Annotated in this window: 16 protein-coding genes and 1 tRNA gene; 11 read left to right on the top strand and 6 right to left on the bottom strand. The window is 44.9% G+C overall.

Annotated features, from left to right (window positions below; all coding sequences use genetic code 11):
- Positions 1-16 precede the first annotated feature (16 nt).
- The 3 genes from OH458_RS04800 (at position 17) to fldA (ending at position 1674) form a co-directional block, all read left to right on the top strand.
- Positions 17-781 (top strand): alpha/beta fold hydrolase, encoded by a 765-nt coding sequence (locus OH458_RS04800; RefSeq protein ID WP_269977452.1) that lies wholly within the window; start codon positions 17-19, stop codon positions 779-781.
- A 93-nt stretch (positions 782-874) separates the two neighbouring features.
- Positions 875-1096: a DUF2788 domain-containing protein gene (locus OH458_RS04795; RefSeq protein WP_004413180.1), complete on the top strand. Its 222-nt coding sequence runs from the start codon at positions 875-877 to the stop codon at positions 1094-1096.
- Positions 1097-1140: 44 nt separating this feature from the next.
- Positions 1141-1674, top strand: a complete 534-nt coding sequence (gene fldA, locus OH458_RS04790) for a flavodoxin FldA (protein ID WP_038140110.1) — start codon at positions 1141-1143, stop codon at positions 1672-1674.
- 47 nt (positions 1675-1721) lie between these two features.
- On the opposite strand, the gene OH458_RS04785 is transcribed toward fldA, so the two are convergent.
- The gene (locus OH458_RS04785) at positions 1722-2222 is read right to left on the bottom strand and encodes a DUF4442 domain-containing protein (protein WP_039478002.1); all 501 of its coding nucleotides are present in this window, start codon (positions 2220-2222) and stop codon (positions 1722-1724) included.
- A 199-nt stretch (positions 2223-2421) separates the two neighbouring features.
- On the opposite strand from OH458_RS04785, the gene fcrX reads away from it, so the two are divergent.
- The gene (gene fcrX, locus OH458_RS04780; RefSeq protein ID WP_038140106.1) at positions 2422-2871 is read left to right on the top strand and encodes a ferric iron uptake transcriptional regulator FcrX; all 450 of its coding nucleotides are present in this window, start codon (positions 2422-2424) and stop codon (positions 2869-2871) included.
- Between the two features lie 120 nt (positions 2872-2991).
- Here the strand turns inward: fcrX and glnS are convergent, their stop codons facing one another.
- On the bottom strand, positions 2992-4662 hold the full coding sequence (gene glnS, locus OH458_RS04775; RefSeq protein WP_039624227.1) for a glutamine--tRNA ligase: 1671 nt from the start codon (positions 4660-4662) through the stop codon (positions 2992-2994).
- 258 nt (positions 4663-4920) lie between these two features.
- Positions 4921-6495 carry an N-acetylglucosamine-specific PTS transporter subunit IIBC gene (nagE, locus tag OH458_RS04770; protein ID WP_269977451.1) on the bottom strand — a complete coding sequence of 525 codons (1575 nt, stop codon included), beginning with the start codon at positions 6493-6495 and terminating at the stop codon, positions 4921-4923.
- A gap of 479 nt (positions 6496-6974) precedes the next feature.
- Here nagE and nagA point away from each other — a divergent pair, with 479 nt between their 5' ends.
- The 4 genes from nagA to asnB all read left to right on the top strand — a co-directional run bounded on the left by nagA (position 6975) and on the right by asnB (position 12888).
- Positions 6975-8111 carry an N-acetylglucosamine-6-phosphate deacetylase gene (gene nagA / locus OH458_RS04765; RefSeq protein ID WP_038140103.1) on the top strand — a complete coding sequence of 379 codons (1137 nt, stop codon included), beginning with the start codon at positions 6975-6977 and terminating at the stop codon, positions 8109-8111.
- Between the two features lie 2 nt (positions 8112-8113).
- On the top strand, positions 8114-9328 hold the full coding sequence (nagC, locus tag OH458_RS04760) for a DNA-binding transcriptional regulator NagC (protein ID WP_038140102.1): 1215 nt from the start codon (positions 8114-8116) through the stop codon (positions 9326-9328).
- An 84-nt stretch (positions 9329-9412) separates the two neighbouring features.
- Positions 9413-11002, top strand: coding sequence for a cation:proton antiporter family protein (locus OH458_RS04755; RefSeq protein WP_269977450.1), 1590 nt, complete (start codon positions 9413-9415; stop codon positions 11000-11002).
- A 221-nt stretch (positions 11003-11223) separates the two neighbouring features.
- Positions 11224-12888 (top strand): asparagine synthase B, encoded by a 1665-nt coding sequence (gene asnB, locus OH458_RS04750; RefSeq protein ID WP_005476726.1) that lies wholly within the window; start codon positions 11224-11226, stop codon positions 12886-12888.
- Positions 12889-12929: 41 nt separating this feature from the next.
- On the opposite strand, the gene rfaH is transcribed toward asnB, so the two are convergent.
- Positions 12930-13427, bottom strand: a complete 498-nt coding sequence (rfaH, locus tag OH458_RS04745) for a transcription/translation regulatory transformer protein RfaH (RefSeq protein WP_269977449.1) — start codon at positions 13425-13427, stop codon at positions 12930-12932.
- Between the two features lie 308 nt (positions 13428-13735).
- On the opposite strand from rfaH, the gene OH458_RS04740 reads away from it, so the two are divergent.
- Positions 13736-15127: a peptide MFS transporter gene (locus OH458_RS04740; RefSeq protein ID WP_269977448.1), complete on the top strand. Its 1392-nt coding sequence runs from the start codon at positions 13736-13738 to the stop codon at positions 15125-15127.
- A 97-nt stretch (positions 15128-15224) separates the two neighbouring features.
- On the opposite strand, the gene OH458_RS04735 is transcribed toward OH458_RS04740, so the two are convergent.
- A complete protein-coding gene (locus OH458_RS04735; protein WP_269977447.1) occupies positions 15225-17876 on the bottom strand; it encodes a beta-N-acetylhexosaminidase in 2652 nt (883 codons plus the stop codon).
- 403 nt (positions 17877-18279) lie between these two features.
- On the opposite strand from OH458_RS04735, the gene OH458_RS04730 reads away from it, so the two are divergent.
- Positions 18280-19149: a TraB/GumN family protein gene (locus OH458_RS04730; protein WP_269977446.1), complete on the top strand. Its 870-nt coding sequence runs from the start codon at positions 18280-18282 to the stop codon at positions 19147-19149.
- 279 nt (positions 19150-19428) lie between these two features.
- Here the strand turns inward: OH458_RS04730 and OH458_RS04725 are convergent.
- Positions 19429-19505, bottom strand: a tRNA-Pro gene (locus OH458_RS04725).
- Positions 19506-19770: 265 nt separating this feature from the next.
- On the opposite strand from OH458_RS04725, the gene OH458_RS04720 reads away from it, so the two are divergent.
- The gene (locus OH458_RS04720; RefSeq protein WP_005476401.1) at positions 19771-19911 is read left to right on the top strand and encodes a DUF3149 domain-containing protein; all 141 of its coding nucleotides are present in this window, start codon (positions 19771-19773) and stop codon (positions 19909-19911) included.
- Positions 19912-19974: the final 63 nt, after the last annotated feature.

Raw genomic sequence — 19974 nt, 5'->3', positions numbered from 1 at the left:
CTACGAATATAATAAAATGTCACAACTGCTCAACTACAAAGTCGAAGGGAATGGCCATCCGATCATATTGATCCACGGTCTCTTTGGTAACTTGGACAACCTTGGATTGCTTGCACGCGACCTACGCGCAGACTACCAAGTGATTAGTGTCGATCTGCGCAACCACGGTCAATCATTTCAAAGCGACCAACACACATACGACTTAATGGCTCAAGACTTGATCCAACTGGTGAATGAACTCAAGCTCGAGACGTACACTCTTATTGGCCACTCGATGGGAGGTAAAGTCGCCATGCAAGTATGTGCCATCGACCACGATCGTGTGGAACAATTGATCGTCCTTGACATGGCCCCAGTACAATATACACAGAGCCGCCACGATAACGTGTTCAATGGATTAAAAGCGGTACTGAGCGAGCGTCCAACAAGTCGCAAACAAGCACTCGAAGTTTTAGCCAACCATATTGAGCTAGATGGCGTTCGACAGTTTCTCGGAAAATCGCTCTACAACTCTGGTGATCACTTTACCTGGCGTTTCAACGTTCAGAGCCTTTGGAAAAACTATTGGCAGATTCTCGGTTGGACCCCAATCCAACAAGTCGATACTCCTACCTTGTTCGTAAAGGGCGGTGATTCCGACTATCTGACTGCCGAGCACCAGACTCAAGTTCAACAACAGTTTTCCAATGTAAAGGCACACGTGATTGCAAATACTGGACACTGGTTACACGCAGAAAAACCTACCGAAGTTTTGCGTGTAATACGAAAGCATCTTAGGTAAAAAAGATTGAGAGATGAGTTACATTCTCACCGTTAACTTTATCTACTAACAGTGGTATAGTGCGGCGCAAGTAATTTGGCATAAAGGGATTCCATGCTCTACGACTACATGAACATGCTCGAGTCAATTGGTCTCGATTTACTTTTTGCGTCTATCTTCTTTCTTATCGGTATGGCAATAAAAGATGTCTTAAAAGCGGGTAATGTTCCCCCTTTCGGTCGTCGTATTGTATGGTTAGTCCTTTTCCTAGGCTGTGCTGGGTTTATCGCCAAAGGTATTATTCAGCTTAGTTGGGAAGGTGGTGGTATCGGCTGATATTATCCGTGCCCACAACAGAAATTAGTAAAGGTAACGAATCTATGGCAAGTGTAGGCATCTTCTTTGGTAGCGATACAGGTAACACTGAAGCTGTTGCAAAGATGATTCAAAAGCAACTGGGTAAACAACTGGTTCACGTACAAGATATCGCGAAAAGCAGCAAAGAAGATATCGACAACTTCGATCTTCTGCTACTAGGTATTCCAACTTGGTACTACGGTGAAGCACAGTGTGATTGGGATGACTTTTTCCCAGAGCTTGAGCAAATCGATTTCTCGACTAAGCTAGTCGCTATTTTTGGTTGTGGTGACCAAGAGGACTACGCTGAGTACTTCTGTGATGCGATGGGTACGGTTCGTGACATCGTTGAAGCAAAAGGCGGTACTATCCTAGGTTACACATCAACTGAAGGCTATGAATTCGAAGCTTCTAAAGGCTTGGTTGAAGGCGACGACAGCCTATTTGTCGGTTTGTGTATTGATGAAGATCGTCAACCAGAATTGACCGAAGAGCGCGTAAACAATTGGTGTAAGCAAATTCACGAAGAGATGTGTCTTGCCGAATTAGAAGACTAATCGCTTTCTTCATATAACATTCAAAACCTCCGCGTGCGGAGGTTTTTTTATGCCGTCTGCTGCTGAGCCTCTTCCCTATATTTTGGTTTTTTTCGTACATACAGCTTACGTTGAACCTCAGAAACCACATTGCCATTTCTATCTTTAACGTGAATGACAAACTCTGGAAAGCACTTCTCTCCGTTAGCGGTTTGGCGAAGTATCTCTTCCAGTTGCTCAGAAGGCACAATAAAATCTGCATACAAATCGCTTTGTCCAGGCTTGATGAAGTTGATGCTCGCTTCTTTATCCCAAACATAGTATTGGTCACCCAAAATTCCCATTAGCATCAGAGAATAGACGGGATCTGTGAGCGAAAAAATACTTCCGCCATACTGCGTACGATTGGCATTTTTATTCCACCAACGCAACTTAAGTTTCATTTTAACTTCGCGGAAATCATCGCTGATGGAGAGAATCTTAATGCCAGCTCCCCAGAATGGCGGCCAACTGTTCAATGCAAGTTTAACGATCTTCGGTTTGTAGATCTTAGACATCCAGTTTCCCATTCAAACTACCCTGAATAAATATGAACAATGTTACACAATTGTAACTGGTTAGACCTCTAATATCAGTGACGTAAACCTTGTTTATTAAAAATCCCTAGTAACCCTTTGAACTTCGTGGTTTATTGTTGCTTGCGACTGCCCTATAATGATCGGAATATTGAATTCTGTTAATTACTGCAGATCATCAACAGGAAAGTATATGTCAGACAATAACCAAGCGCTTAAGGATGCTGGTCTAAAGGTAACCCTTCCTAGACTAAAGATTTTAGAAGTACTCCAGCAGCCAGAATGCCAACACATTAGCGCTGAAGATTTATATAAAAAGCTGATTGATCTTGGGGAAGAGATCGGTCTTGCGACTGTGTATCGTGTCTTGAACCAATTTGATGACGCAGGTATTGTGACCCGCCACCATTTTGAGGGTGGCAAGTCTGTGTTCGAACTTTCAACTCAGCACCACCACGATCACCTTGTGTGTCTAGACTGTGGCGAAGTGATTGAGTTTTCAGACGATGTCATTGAAGAGCGCCAAAAAGAAATTGCCGCACAATACAATGTAACCTTGACCAACCACAGTTTGTACCTATACGGAAAATGCGCTGATGGCAGTTGCAAAGACAACCCAGATGCACATAAATCGAAAAAGTAATTCGATCTAAACACCCAAATGAGAACGTCAGCGATAAGCTGGCGTTTTTTATTACTCATTTTAGATATCGATAAAAAAGCCAGTCTCAAGGACTGGCTTTATGGCGTTTACAAATCGTGATTATTTGGATTCAATCTTAGCCCATGTATCACGCAAACCTACTGTACGGTTGAAGACGAGAGCTTCTGGCTTTGAGTCTTTAGCATCGGCACAGAAGTAACCCATACGTTCAAATTGATAACCTGCTTCAGCTTTCGCATTAGCCAAGCTTGGTTCCACAAAACCATTAAGCTTAACTAAAGAGTCAGGGTTTATCGTTTCTGCAAAGTTGTCTGCTGCAGCCGGGTTAGGTACTGTAAATAGACGATCGTACAAACGAATTTCAGCAGGAAGACCTTTATCCGCTGATACCCAGTGGATTACACCTTTCACTTTACGACCGTCTGCTGGGTTCTTACCTAGCGTCTCATTGTCGTACGTACAGAAGATAGTTGTGATGTTACCTTCTGCATCTTTCTCGATACGTTCAGCCTTAATCACATACGCACCACGTAGGCGAACTTCTTTACCTAGAACCAAGCGCTTGTATTTCTTATTCGCTTCTTCACGGAAGTCTTCACGCTCAATCCAAACTTCACGAGTAAACGGCACTTCACGCTCGCCCATTTCTGGCTTGTTCGGGTGATTCGCAACCGTTAGTGACTCAACTTTACCTTCTTCGAAGTTTTCAATCACGATCTTAACAGGGTCAAGAACAGCCATGGCACGCGGTGCGTTTTCGTTTAGGTCATCACGAATACAAGACTCTAATGAACCCATTTCAATCATGTTGTCTTGTTTAGTTACACCAATACGCTTACAGAACTCGCGAATAGATGCTGGCGTAAAGCCACGACGACGCAGACCCGAAATGGTTGGCATACGTGGGTCATCCCAGCCATCGACCAATTTCTCAGTCACTAACTGGTTTAGCTTACGCTTAGACATTACCGTGTACTCAAGGTTCAGACGGCTGAACTCGTACTGACGAGGCTGACAATCAATCGTAATGTTGTCTAGAACCCAGTCGTACAGACGACGGTTATCTTGGAACTCAAGCGTACAGATAGAGTGCGTAATGCCCTCTAACGCATCAGAGATACAGTGCGTGAAATCGTACATTGGGTAAATGCACCATTTATCACCCGTTTGGTGATGCTCTGCAAAACGAACACGGTAAAGAACAGGATCGCGCAATACGATGAAAGAAGACGCAAGGTCAATCTTCGCGCGTAGACACGCTTTACCTTCTTCAAAGCCACCATCACGCATTTTTTCAAATAACGCTAGGTTCTCTTCAGGCGTGCGGTCACGGTACGGGCTTGGCTTACCAGGTTGAGTCAGAGTACCTCGGTACTCGCGGATCTGCTCAGGACTTAGCTCTTCAACGTACGCTAAGCCTTTGTTAATTAATTCCACTGCGTAGCCATAAAGCTTGTCGAAGTAGTTTGATGAGTAACATACATCACCGCTCCACTCGAAGCCTAACCAGCTCACATCATTCTTAATTGACTCAACGTATTCAACGTCTTCTTTTTCTGGGTTTGTGTCATCAAAACGTAGATTACACTGGCCCTGGTAGTCCTGAGCAATACCAAAGTTCAAGCAAATTGACTTAGCGTGACCGATATGCAGATAACCGTTCGGCTCTGGCGGAAAACGAGTATGCACGCTTGTGTGTGTACCATCCGCTAAATCTTTATCGATGATTTGGCGAATGAAATTCGATGGACGAGCCTCAGCTTCACTCATCTATAGCACCTCAATTGTTGTAGTATTGTTCAGATAATTCTTTATCTTGACGGCATCTCCCTCCGTCAAGCACATAGCGACTAATGATCCACAATTCTGGTGGAATACACAACAATATCTCGATCGAAAACACCTTTTTTTTCATTGTCTGGTTAAGAAGCTAGCATTGTTTGTCCTCAAATTTCATCACAAAGCTCATAAACGCAAAAAAGCCTCCCGAAGGAGGCTTTTGTTAATTACTTTACTTACTCGAGGTAATTAAGGAAGTTTTACATCCGATAGGTCTTCGTTTGCACCGATTGCTTTCATTTCGCCAGCAACGATTTCCGCTAGAGGACCTAAGATAACTTGAAGGTTGTTTTCACCTAGCTTAACCACACCTTTCGCACCTAGTTTCTTAAGCACAGCTTCGTCAGCAACAGAGCGGTCTTTAAGAGTAAGGCGTAGACGAGTGATACAAGCGTCGATAGAAGTTAGGTTGTCGTGACCACCTAGAGCTTTTAGGTATTGGCGTGCTAGGTCACCATTTTTCGCTTCGCCAGTTGACGCTGAGCCTGCTGCTTCTTCGTCATCTTCACGACCTGGTGATTTCAGGTTGAAAGCGCGGATTGCGAAGCTGAATGTGAAGAAGTATAGAGCACCGAAGCCAAGACCGATTACACCCAGTAACAGAGGCTTAGTTGCAAGACCGAAGTTCAATAGGTAGTCGATTAGGCCCGCAGAGAAACCGAAGCCGTGTAGCGTACCAAACATGTTAGCAACAACTAGAGACAGACCTGTAAATACAGCGTGCATTGCGTATAGAGCTGGCGCTAGGAATACGAACATGAATTCTAGCGGCTCAGTGATACCTGTTAGGAAAGAACAGAACGCTACTGAGAATAGTGCACCACCAACTTGGCTGCGTTTTTCAGCAGGAGCTGCTAGGTACATTGCAAGAGCTGCACCTGGTAGACCGAACATCATGATTGGGAAGAAGCCGTTCATGAATACACCAGCGCCTTTATCGCCACCGAAGAAGCGGTGTAGGTCACCAGATTTAACAGTTTCAGTAACTTCTTTAACTGTTGCAGTGATTTCTGGCGTTACAGAGTTAGCGAACTCGAATGTGTGTGATTGACCAGCAACAAGAGTCTTCGCTAGAGCTGGGTCAACACAAAGCTGTTGTAGTGACGGTAGAGCCTGACCAGCAGCTTGCGCGCCAGTAACTAGGATCTCTTGACAAGTACCCATACCGAACCAGAAGTATGAGTTAAGAACGTGGTGAAGGCCTACAGGGATAAGTGCACGGTTAAGAGTACCGTATACGAACTGACCGATAGCGCCAGATGTAGATACTGCGTGTGCTAGAGCGTCAAGACCACCTTGAATAGTTGGCCATACAACACCACCGATAGCACCTGCTACGAGAGCAAACAGACCAGCCATAATCGGAACTAGACGTTTACCAGCAAAGAATGCTAGCCACTCTGGAAGGCGAGTTGCGTGGAAAGCGTTGTAAGAGTGACCCGCGATGATACCAGCGATAATACCGCCGAAGAACGACATGTTTACACTTGCGTCGATTGTTGTTGCCGTAGCAGTTAGTACGAAGTACGCAACCGCACCCGCAAGACCTGCAGCACCGTTGCCGTCTTTAGAAAGACCGATCGCGATACCTAGACCGAATAGTAGTGGAAGGTTACTGAAGATAGCACCACCAGCTTGTGCCATAAACGGAATGTCTAATAGGTCACCTTGACCTAAACGTAGTAAAAGCGCCGCAACTGGAAGCGTTGCGATAGGTAGCATAAGAGCTTTACCTAACTTTTGCGCATATCCAAGAATATTCACCTTAAGTTCCCCCTATAGGATTTTTGTATTTTGGCCGAGCCACTTTTTTTAGTCGCTCAATTTAGTCAGGGTCAGTTTATGACATTAATTTTGCTCCGCAAATTAAAACCTCATCATTTGTGATCCTAATCACCAGAAACAGCCAATCGGGAAGGTTTTTGCTAGCTAGATCATAAAACTTATTTTACAATACAAAAAAATAGCAATATCGGATAAGATTCGAAGTATTCTCTTATCGTAGAAAAGCTTTCAAGTATTGCCATACAACGGGTGAATAGATTCCCATCCTTTTACTCTTATTCTTTTCGTGGCAAGCTTTTGTCGCTCGAAAGCACGACATAGATTGAATCATTTTTCGTTTGCTAAAGATATTTTGCAACCTAATTGAAGCGTACAAATAAAGTCTCAGTTTGTGGCATAATGACTTCAATTAGATGACTAAAAAGTATTAAGAATCTAAACATAAGGATTAGCTAACCATGTATGCGCTAACTAACTGTAAAATCTATACCGGTAACGAAGTTCTCGTTGATCATGCGGTCGTCATCAAGAATGAGTTGATTGACGCTGTTTGCCCAATTTCAGAGCTACCTGAGGGCATTGAAACACGCGATCTTGGCGGCGCGAATGTTAGCCCAGGCTTTATTGACCTACAGTTAAACGGCTGCGGTGGCGTTATGCTAAACGATGAGATCACCGCAGACACCATGCAAATCATGCACGAAGCTAACCTTAAGTCAGGTTGTACAAGCTTCCTTCCTACGCTCATCACTTCATCAGATGAAGACATGCGCCAAGCGGTTGCAGCAGCTCGTGACTATCACGCAAAATACCAAAACCAATCACTTGGTCTTCACCTTGAAGGCCCTTACCTTAACGTAGCGAAAAAAGGTATCCATAGCGTCGATTACATTCGCCCTTCCGATGACAGCATGATCGATTTCATGTGTGAAAATGCAGATGTCATCGCTAAAGTGACGCTAGCACCAGAACACAATGAGCCAGCACACATCGAACGCTTAAAGAATGCGGGGATTGTTGTGTCGATTGGTCACACCAATGCGACTTACGCGGAAGCTCGCCGTAGCTTCGATGCAGGTATTACTTTTGCGACTCACCTATTTAACGCGATGACGCCAATGGTTGGTCGTGAACCAGGTGTCGTTGGTGCAATCTACGACACGCCTGACGTATACGCCGGTATCATCGCAGACGGGTTCCATGTGGATTATGCAAACATCCGTATTGCTCACAAAATTAAGGGTGAAAAATTAGTATTAGTGACCGATGCCACAGCTCCTGCAGGCGCTGACATGGATTACTTTATTTTTGTAGGTAAGAAAGTATATTACCGTGATGGTAAGTGTGTTGATGAAAATGGCACACTTGGCGGCTCAGCACTCACTATGATTGAAGCAGTTCAAAATACAGTTGAGCACGTCGGAATCGCATTGGACGAAGCACTTCGTATGGCTACTTTGTATGCAGCGAAAGCGATCGGTATGGAAGATAAACTAGGCCGCGTTAAGAAAGGCATGGTTGCTAACCTGACCGTATTTGATCGTGACTTCAATGTTCAAGCGACTGTTGTTAACGGACAATACGAGCAAAATTAAGAATGAATGGCGGACAAATAGGTAACGTAGATTTAGTTAAGCAACTAAACAGTGCAGCTGTATACAGATTGATTGACCAGCAAGGCCCGATTTCTAGGATCCAAGTCGCTGATGTCAGCCAACTTGCTCCTGCCAGTGTTACCAAAATTACCCGCCAACTTCTCGAGCGCGGCCTAATTAAGGAGGTCGCGCAACAAGCTTCGACAGGGGGACGCAGAGCGATCTCTTTGACAACAGAAGTGGAACCGTTCCATTCAGTAGCGGTAAGGATCGGGCGAGACTACATCCAATTCAGTTTGTACAACTTGGGTGGTAAAGAGCTTGCTTCTGACTACACAGAATTCTTCTACACCACCCAAGATGAACTCGTTGACGGTTTACTCTCTCATCTCAAACAGTTCATCACTGATAACCACACGATTATCAATCAACTTATCGCCATCGGCATCTCTTTACCTGGTCTAGTCAACCCAGAAACAGGGGTTGTCGAATACATGCCTAACATCACTATTGATAACCTTGGTTTGGCTGAACTCGTTAAAAATACCTTCCACGTTCAGTGTTTCGTGGGTAACGACGTTCGTGGCATGGCGCTCGCAGAGCATTACTTTGGCGCCAGCAAAGACTGCCAAGACTCCATTTTAGTCAGTGTTCACAGAGGTACCGGTGCGGGCATCATTGTTAATGGGCAAGTTTTCCTTGGTTATAACCGAAATGTTGGTGAGATTGGTCATATTCAAATCGACCCACTCGGTGAACAGTGTCAATGCGGGAACTTTGGTTGTTTAGAAACCGTTGCCGCAAACCCAGCAATTGTTGAGCGCGTCAACAAACTGATTGCGCAAGGTTATGAATCGAGTTTAACAGCCTTAGAATCCATCACCATTGGTGACGTGTGTGAGCACGCAAATCTTGGCGATGAGCTGGCCAAACAAAGCTTAGTGCGCGTCGGTAATCAATTGGGTAAAGCGATCGCGATAACCATTAACTTGTTCAACCCGCAAAAAGTTATCATCGCGGGTAACATTACTCAGTGTGAGGATATCGTCTTCCCTGCAATTCGCCGCAACGTTGAAAACCAATCTTTAACAACGTTCCACAGTGACCTACCGATTGTTGCCTCTCAGATAGACAAACAACCAACCTTAGGTGCATTCGCAATGATCAAACGTGCGATGTTAAACGGCGTTTTGTTACAAAAATTACTCGAAGACTGATCGCCTACGCAATTAGTTGAGTTAGAATACGGGGCTATGTTGAAAAACATGGCCCTGTTTTTTTAGGATAGAATACAAACAACTATGGAACTGATCTTAATCACCACCGCTTTTGTCGCGGGCTTTATTGCGCTGAAATGCAACCTTCCGCCATTAGTCGGTTTTTTGCTCGCGGGCTTTGGCTTGCACGCAATCGGCTTTCAAACTAATGACACCATCATCACTCTCGCCGATTTGGGCGTGACTCTGCTGCTGTTTACTATCGGCTTGAAGCTCGATATCAAAACTCTACTGTCTAAAGAGATTTGGGCAGGCGCAACCATACATAACCTTTTGTCTACTGCTCTGTTTAGTGGTGCGCTTCTCTGCTTTAAGTTTCTCGGGATCAGCTCTCTGGCAGCAATGACCATTGACCAAGTCGTCTTGCTTGGCTTCGCATTGTCATTCTCCAGTACTGTGTTTGCGGTGAAATCATTGCAAGAAAAAGGCGAAATGAATGCGACTTACGGTACCATCGCTATCGGTATCTTAGTCATGCAAGATATTTTTGCGGTGGTATTCCTAACGGCATCAACAGGTAAATTGCCCGAGTGGTATGCTATTGCCCTATTCGCACTTCCATTGATGCGTCCACTCTTCTATCGGTTATTAGACTGGGTGGGGCATGGAGAAATGCTAGTGCTATTTGGCATATTCTTCGCGCTCGTTGTTGGTGCAGGCTTGTTTGAATTCGTTGGAATGAAGCCGGACCTCGGCGCCCTGATATTGGGGATGCTACTTGCGGGGCACAAAAAGGCTTCAGAACTCTCCAAATCATTATTCAATTTGAAAGAACTGTTCTTAGTCTGCTTCTTCCTCAATATAGGATTATCTGAGCAGCCAACCCTGTCAGGCTTCGCCCTATCAATTCTGTTCTTATTGCTGTTGCCACTAAAAGGCATTCTTTATTTCGTGGTTTTAAACGCGTTTAAATTCCGCGTGCGCACCTCGTTGCTTGCCTCTCTGTGCCTGTTCAACTTTAGTGAATTTGGCCTAATCGTCAGTGGTTTAGCCTTTAAAATGGGCTGGATGAGTGGTGACATTCTGGTCGCTCTTGCACTTGCGGTGTCGATTTCATTTGTTCTTTCTGCGCCAATCAACCGCTATGGACACCAAATTTATCAGCGCTCAAGCCGTTGGTTAAAAGAGACTGCCGCAGAAAAACTCAATACTCGAGACCAATTAATTAATCCTGGCCACGCACAAATTCTTATCTTGGGCATGGGACGTATTGGAACAGGCGCGTACGACGAGCTTCGCAATCGATACGGAAAAATCAGTTTAGGGATTGAAGTGCGAGAGGAAGCCGCAAAAGAGCACAAAGCTCAAGGCAGGAACGTCATTGCGGGTGATGCAACCGACCCTGACTTCTGGGAGCGAATTCTCGACACGGCAAACGTAAAACTCGTGCTACTTGCGATGCCCCATCACCAAGGTAACCAAATCGCACTTGAGCAGCTACAGCGCCGACACTTTAAAGGTCAAATCGCGGCTATCGCAGAATACCCCGACCAATTAGAAGCTTTAACAGAAAAAGGCGTTGATGCTGCCTTTAACATTTACAACGAGGCTGGTAGCGGTTTTGCCCGTCACGTATGTGACCAATTGAAACCCGAGTTCAATCCACTTCGTTAATTCAAACTCAATTCTCAGGCTGCCATTTGGCAGCCTTTTTTTTCAGAAAACGCTCACTTAACCACCAAAACATCAATTTCATTCACCAAAAATCCATTTATATTAAACAAAATTCACCAAGAGGCGCTTTGTAGTACTTTTTTCATCAATCACGGTTGATTTTTTTAATCAGAATGGCAAATTGAACTCAGCAAGTTAATTAATTATTAAAGGGAAGTTGTATGTGTTCGATTTTCGGTATTTTAGATATAAAAAGTGATGCTGCGGCGCTGCGCCCAATCGCACTAGAAATGTCTAAAAAGCTTCGCCATCGCGGGCCTGATTGGTCAGGTATCTACTCCTCAGACAAAGCGATTCTAGCGCACGAACGTTTAGCCATCGTTGGCCTAAACAGTGGTGCACAACCACTTTACAGCCCAGATAAAAAACACATCCTTGCCGTAAACGGTGAAATCTATAACCACAAAGAGATTCGCGCACGTTACGAAGGTAAATATGACTTCCAAACCGATTCCGACTGTGAAGTCATTCTAGCGCTATACCAAGATATGGGTGCCGATCTACTTGAAGAGCTAAACGGTATTTTTGCCTTCGTTCTCTATGACGAAGAAAAAGACACATACTTAGTAGGTCGCGACCATATCGGTATCATCCCTCTATACCAAGGTTATGACGAGCATGGTAACTACTATGTCGCTTCAGAGATGAAAGCACTGGTGCCAGTGTGTAAAACGGTCAGTGAGTTCCCTCCTGGTTGTCATTACAGCAGCGCAGATACAGAACCACAACGCTATTACATCCGTGACTGGAATGAATATGCTGCTGTTCAAGGTAACAGCACAAGTAAAGAAGAACTGACGGAAGCTTTGGAAGCCGCGGTGAAACGTCAGCTAATGACCGATGTACCATACGGCGTCCTTCTTTCTGGTGGTCTTGATTCTTCTATTACTTCTGCGGTAGCGAAACGATTTGCGGCAATGCGTATTGAAGACGATGAAAAGTCGGAAGCATGGTGGCCTCAACTGCACTCCTTCGCTGTCGGCCTAGAAGGTGCGCCGGATCTAAAAGCCGCTCGTGAAGTTGCGGACCAAATCGGCACGGTTCACCACGAGATGACCTATACGATTCAAGAAGGCTTAGATGCAATTCGTGACGTTATCTACCACATCGAAACCTACGATGTCACAACCATTCGAGCGTCTACCCCTATGTTCCTAATGGGCCGTAAGATCAAAGCTATGGGTATCAAGATGGTTCTGTCTGGCGAAGGTGCGGATGAGATCTTTGGTGGTTATCTCTATTTCCACAAAGCGCCGAACGCTAAAGAGTTCCACGAAGAGACAGTACGTAAACTGCTTGCTCTGAACATGTTTGACTGTGCTCGTGCGAACAAATCACTGGCTGCATGGGGTGTCGAAGGTCGCGTTCCTTTCCTAGATAAAGAATTTATCGACGTTGCGATGCGCTTAAACCCAGAAGACAAGATGTGTGGTAACGGTAAGATGGAAAAACACATCCTGCGTGAATGTTTTGAACACTACCTACCAGAGTCAATCGCATGGCGCCAGAAAGAGCAGTTCTCTGATGGTGTAGGTTATAGCTGGATTGATACCTTGAAAGAGGTTGCTGAAGAGAAAGTCACTGATCAACAGATGGAAACAGCGGCATTCCGCTTCCCGTACAACACACCAACGACTAAAGAAGGTTACGTTTACCGCGAAATTTTCGAAGAGTTGTTCCCACTACCGTCAGCAGCTGAATGTGTCCCTGGTGGCCCTTCAGTCGCCTGTTCTTCGGCAAAAGCTATCGAGTGGGACGAATCATTTAAGAACATGGCAGACCCATCTGGCCGCGCAGTACAAAGCGTCCACAATGATTCGTACTAACCTCTAAAAATAAGGCTCCTAATGTTAGGAGCCTTATTTCTTTACTGTAAATCTAAATCTTTGTTGTCGACCGTCACTTCGACTTGCTTACTTAGCATATTGACAAGCAATATAGAGCGTCTCTCACCGTCAGGCTCTTGATAAATCGCTTTCATCCCAGCGAACTGCCCCGTGGCGACGTTCACTGTGTCTCCCTTCTCAGGTAATCCAGCTTGCATTAAGCCCTCTTGCTCTGTTTCGATCTCCTTAAGAGTAACAATCAAGTCCCCTTGTAAAATTTGAGGAAGCGCTCCTCGACGAACGAAATCGACAACACCACGAGTAGAACGGATCGTCGTGAACGTCGGTCCCTGCTCTACATCAAACCGAGCAAATATGTATGACGGGAAGAGTGGCTCTTTTTTTACTTGTCTCTTACCACGAACCATTTTTTCGACTTGTATTTCCGGGTAGTAACACTCTACCCCTTGATTTTCTAAGTGCACCTTCGCACGCTGCTGTTCACTGCGTTTACAGTAAAGCAAATACCACTGTTTCATTATTATTTAGCCAACTGTTGTTTTGTCTAACATCCTAGCAATTTTCACTATTGTTAGTAAGGCTAAAATTGCAAGCATATTTAAGCGCGAAAAATAACAGCTGACTGTCATTTACAACCACCGATTTTGCAAAGTTAGTTTGTAGCACAGCGCCACCCCTTCCCTATCTTGGCTTTAATTTCGCATTTTCAATCACTTACAGTAAACATGAGAACAGATACCATCAAACCACCCATTGCAGTCAATTAATCTGAGAGGTATATGTAATCAAAAATAAAATTCTTTAATAGATAAGATTAGTAATATTTATGTCAAACCAACATCAACAATTCTTTGGCCACCCTCGTGGCCTGTTCCTATTGTTCGGAACCGAACTTTGGGAGCGATTTTCTTACTATGCGATGCGCGCAATCTTGGTGCTCTATTTAACCGATACAACGATAAATGGTGGGTTAGGATGGACAACTAAGGATGCCCTTGACCTTTACGGTACTTATACAGGGCTTGTTTACATTACACCTTTGATTGGCGGTTACTTAGCGGATAACTATTTAGGTCAACGTCGCTCTGTCTTGATTGGCGGTATGCTGATGGCTTGTGGCCAATTCACCCTCGCAATGCCAGCAAACGCTTTTGGCCTTGATACCCTCAGTGCCTTTTACCTTGGCCTGGCGCTATTAATTGCTGGTAACGGTATGTTTAAGCCAAACATTTCTACTATGGTCGGTAATTTGTACCAAGAGGGAGACAACCGTCGCGATGGCGCCTTTACCATCTTTTATATGGGGATCAACATTGGTGCTCTGCTAGCAGGGTTCGTGTCAGGTTCAGTCACCACCTCTTTTGGCTGGAAAGCAGGTTTTGCCGTTGCAGGTATTGGTATGGTCATTAGCCTTGTGATGCAAATGACTTTGGCTCAATCATGGCTCGGTGATATTGGCCGTGAACCCGCAGCGAAAAGAGATTTATCGACTAAGAACTCGGTCCAAAAGCAGCCACTAACAAAAGAAGAATTTGACCGCATCAAAGTTATTCTAGTGATGAGCTTGTTCACTATCGTATTCTGGGCAGGTTTCGAGCAAGCTGGCGGCCTAATGAACATCTACACCCAACAGTACACCGATCGCATGATTGGTGGATTTGAAGTTCCAGCCGCTTGGTTCCAGTCTTTGAACCCATTCTTCATTATCACTTTAGCGCCAGTATTAGCTGTGCTATGGGTTAAGCTCGGTAAACGTGAGCCAAATTCTCCAGTGAAATTTGCAATGGCGATGTTCTTCCTAGCGCTTGGCTTCTTATGTATGGTTGGCGCTGTAATGGAACAAGGTGGCGACACGGCAGTGAAAACATCAATGCTATGGTTAGTCGGTGCATTTTTCTTCCATACCCTTGGTGAGCTTTGCTTATCGCCAATTGGCCTTTCTCTGGTAACTAAACTAGCCCCACTACGTCTAGCCTCGTTGATGATGGGTGCATGGTTTGGCTGTAATGCAATTGCCAACTACGTTGCTGGCTATGTGGGCTCTCACGTTGGTGAACTAGGTGCAATGGCAATCTTTAGCGGTATTGCGGTGACAGCAACGGTATCTGGTGTCATCTTGCTATTGTTCTCAAACACGCTAGTTCGCTGGATGCATGGCGCAGAAAGCCCAATGAGCAATGCTGAGCAAGTTGAAGAACAGCAAACGCAAATCGCTTAATAGCAGCCTACTCGCTATAAAAAAATAAAAACGCCCGACCATCACTGGCCGGGCGTTTTTCCCTTTCCATTCTGTTTAGATTGGCAGGGAGGGGGAATTATTTCACGCTAGTCACTCGACTCGCTTTCTCGCCAGTCACAGACACTGAACGGATGAATACTTCACCTTCTACTGCTGGACGCGCGCTGTCTGCGTAAGTTAGCCAGTTCTTGCCGTCTAGAGAGTATTGAAGCTTCACACCAGGGAACTGAACGTTCATTGCTAGCTTGCCATCTTCTACTTTCGCACCTGGTACAGGTAGGCGGTAGTCGATACCTGATTTCTCTAGCTTAGCCAGTTCACGTTGGCCAAGTACGTTCGCAAAGCGGTTGTAGTCTTGGTTTAGCGCAGCTTTGTCGACTAGGTTAGAATTTTGTGAGTATTCAACACCCACTTTGTAGTCGTTTTCCCAATCAGCGCGGTGCCATGCACGCTCAGCGGCTGCTAGTACGCGAGGGAATACCATGTACTCGTATTGCTCGTCGTTACGTACTGTCTCAGACCAAAGCTGTGCTGATAGACCGTAGAAAGGTTTCGCTTCGATTTCACCTTTACCAGTGAAGCCATTGCCATCACGGTCTACAGAGGTTTCTGCGTTCTGAGGCATGTTCTCTGGTGCAAAACCAAACATCTTACGAGTATCTGTTGCACGTGTTGCCCAGTAGTAACCACGCTCTTTCGGGTCAACTTCGTATGGCATGTCCATGTACACGTAGTCTGGGTTAGAAACGATCACGTCGTAACCTTTCTTAGACCACTCGTACACTGATGATGTGCCCCCCCAGTAAAGAACATCCCAGAAGTTAACACGTGTGTTTTCTGTAGCGAACGCTTTCTCACCTTCACTGTATTTAAGACCATCTTGCCAAGCTTGGAAGTTTGGAATGCCCTTCTCTGCCACAATCTTAGACACTTCTTCTGCAAAGTGGCTTGGTAGATGAGCAAAGTCGCTTACCGTACCGTCAGCAATTAGCGTCTGACATTGTGGAGATTGTGCGAATGGCTTGTCTTGTTTAGACAGGTCAATCGTACCTTTCCAGCTTACTTTGTCTTCAGCATTCACATCTTGGAAACCAGCGCCTAGCTTGATGTTCTTCGCTTCGTCACCACCAAAGTGCCATGTTGTTAGCGGCGTGCCCGCTTCTTGGTGCATTGCTGCTACTTCTGAAATCACTTTATCAACAAAGCGAGTTGAAGATTCCATACATGGGTTGATGAAGCTTTGCTTGTTGTAGAACTGAACCGTCGTTACGTTCGATGTATCTTGAGGATCCATCAGGCGGTACTCGTTCGCTTCTGCTTCTTTACCTTCTTCCATTAGGCGGTCGTAACGAGCTTCCATTGATACCACTGCTGCACGAGCGTGCGCTGGCATATCAATTTCAGGAATCACTTCGATGTTACGCGCTTTCGCGTACTTCAAGATGTCCACGTAGTCTGCTTTGCTGAAGAAGCCAGAACCGAAGTTGTCTGTCGTTGCACCTGAGCCAAGCTGAGGCAGTAAACAGCTTTTCTCTTCCAAATCGAAACAACGGTTAGCACCCACTTCAGTCAGCTCAGGCAGACCCGGGATTTCTAAACGCCAGCCTTCATCATCCGTTAGGTGAAGGTGTAATTTGTTCATCTTGTACGCTGCCATTTGGTCTAGCGTTGCAAGAATTGCGTCTTTAGAGTGGAAGTTACGAGCCACGTCCACCATCACACCACGGTAATCAAAACGCGGCGCATCTTTAATAGACAGTTGTGGTAGAGAATCAGCATTTTGGCTATCTACCAGGCCAAAGATAGATTGTACTGCGTAGAGAGCACCTGCTTGGTCAAACGCTTTAATCGCAATACCGTCGCCTTTGATGCTCATTTCGTAAGCACCAGATTTTGCTAATTCACCGGTGAAGTCTGCAGGAACAACAGTGATGCTTACAGGAAGGGAGCCTTGAACATCCACACCTACCACTTCTGCACGATCTTGAATTGCTGCGTATTGAGTCGCATCGAATGCGTCTTTAGGCAGCGCGATACCCGCCGCGATATCTACCGTACCTTTACCTGCTTCAACAGACATTGGCGTTGGTAGTAACGTGGTTGATACGTCTTGTTTTGCTAGGTCTTCGTTCTTCTCGAAACGAGACACAGCGTTTGCAAATACGTTGTTGTCATCTGGCGTACGTTTTAGGTTGTTGCCCTCAAGGCCAGTCACAAACGATGCAACGTCTTCTGTGTTAAGAGAAGCAATCATCTTAGGCTCTGCATTTGGTGCAGCAACGAAAGCGCCTGGCATGAAGTCAGTTTCAAATAGCTGCCAGTATTCAGCAACAAGAGGAAGCACAACCTCTTCACCCGCAGCAAAACCATCAAACTTATCTGTTGGTTCTAGTTTGTGTAGGTCACCCGTTACGCGAGAGATTTTGAACTGCTCGTTTTCAACATCCAAAATCAGACGAATGCTGTGGAAGTAAATAGCCCAATCTTTAGAGTCAACCGCTTCACCTTGGTTAACTAGCGTCACGTTTACTTTGTTACAAGAAGCCCATTCTGCGCCCATCTCTTGACATGCAAGACCTTCATTTGCACCGTGGTTAGCGAGTACTTCGTATTGAACATCTAAGTTTGCTGCAAGTGAGTTCACAACATTTTGTTCAGTAGACTGGAATGATGCGCAACCTGCTAGCGTAGCCAACACAGAAGTCGCGATGAGCGTTTGTTTAAACATCTTACTTACCCTTAAAAGTGGAGCGAAGCCTGAAAAAGTAGGCGTCAAAATCAAGATGTAATCACAATAACTCGAGTTATTTTTCATCGTAAAATTAATCATCTTCGAAAGTGATCAATTTCAAACTTTATAAATCCACAAACTTCTAAAGTCATATAAAACATAAACTTATAATTAACGTCAATTTCGTCGGACTTATTTTGACGGGATTACTGAGAAGTAAGTCACAGCTTTTCATTAGGTTTAGATTGAATGACGAATAAAGATCACACTGGCTTAATTCATGTCTTAAAATAAAATTGACCCTTGACGTGAAAAGCGTGAATTAACGCACACTTTCCACTCGTCAAAACACGTCGTTTTTTTTAGTTTAAACAATTTTTCAGTAAGGGCTGTATCTCATATGCGAATTCTCATCGCCACGCTGGCTGGCTTACTAACTAGCCCCGCATTGGTAGCCGAACCGCTTTTTTGGCAAGCGAACAAAGGCGCGCTCACCTACTACATATTCGGTTCAGTCCATGTCGGTGATGAGAGTATGTACCCTCTCCCCAATAAAGTGACAAATAAGCTTCAGGAGAGCGATGGGTTGATTATTGAAGCCGATATTCGAAATACACAAGGGATCAGTTATCCACCCATCCCCCTTTTGAGCAAAGATGTCCTAACGAACAAACATCAGGATGAGTTGAAGGGCATCGCGACCTTGCTCGAACTGAACTCCGACCAATTACTCAACTCACCGCCATGGGCAGCCGCCTTGGCCATTCAGATGAAACAAATTGAGTACTTAGGCTATCAAGCCGAGAAGGGAGTCGACACGCACCTAATGAACAAGGCATCGTTAAAAAATACACCTATCATCAGCCTAGAAAGCCTTCAGTCGCAAATCGATTTGCTGACAGGGCAAACTCAATCAGGAAAAGAACTACTCATGAGTGCGATTGAAGAGTTTGACCACTCTGAAGACGCAACTCGCTGCTTGATTAAAAGTTGGCAAGCGGGTGACTTAGATAAATTAATCGAGTTTTCCTCTCTTACGGAAATGTCACCAGAGTTTGAACAGTCATTTTTAATAGATCGCAACCTAAATTGGATGAAACAGTTGGCCAATCCAGCTTGGTCTAAAGGCAATAAAGGCTCTTACATGATGGTCGTCGGCACACTACACCTCATTGGTGAGCACAGTGTGATTGAGTTACTCAAACAAGATGGCTTTGCGGTAAAACAACTTTCAGAGAGTAAACAGGCATTTTGTGAGTTTCAGTATTAGTCCCGCAGGTCTCCCGCCAGTTCACTAGCCTGCTACGAAAGCACGCTCTCTTAATGTGGTTAGTGAAGAGACATTCTTTGAACATCAGGCGAACCCACCTCGGCTCGGATATCTAAACCACAAATGCGAAAAAGGCTCTGCATTTCTGCAGAGCCCTTCTCTAAATATGACCGGTTACGAGCCAGATTCTAATTTCAGACGAACCCCACTCGGGTTCTAATCCTATTTCCTATGCTCTAAAACGATGAAAGCCTGCTATAAAAGCAGGCTTTCTTAATGTGGTCGGTGAAGAGGGATTCGAACCCCCGACCCTCTGGTCCCAAACCAGATGCGCTACCAAGCTGCGCTATTCACCGAGATGTTTCTTCGAGCTCATTGCCCGTCAACGAGAGCGTATATTACGGATTCTCGAAGCTAACGCAACCCCTATCGATTAACTTTTTCAAAATATTAGTTTGTTTGACTAAAACAACATCAACGGGCCACAAACTGTGAGCAAAAACACACCAACAAAAACAAAGCTGCAACCTAATAACAACATTTGATCCAGATCAGTGTTGCATAATTGACCACAGTTTACGGTATCTCCTGTCATCTCACTTTGTACTCGATGGAGGAACTATGGACTTTTGGCTTGATCTCCTATTTGGTAATGCGGTAGGTCTATCTTCAATGATTGTGATCTTTGGCGCCTTAGGTCTAATGCTATTCTATGGCGGTTTCATCATCTACAAAGTGATGAACGACAAATCTCCTCACTAGAATCGCTTAGCCCTATTCACAGAATAGATATTCGCTATGCACCGAAGTAGATACATTGTCTGC

The organism is Vibrio sp. MarTm2, assembly GCF_027587055.1.
GTDB classification, from domain to species: Bacteria; Pseudomonadota; Gammaproteobacteria; order Enterobacterales; family Vibrionaceae; genus Vibrio; species Vibrio sinaloensis_D.
The sequence above is the reverse complement of the archived record's forward strand: the minus strand, read 5'-3'. Positions and strand labels throughout refer to the sequence as shown.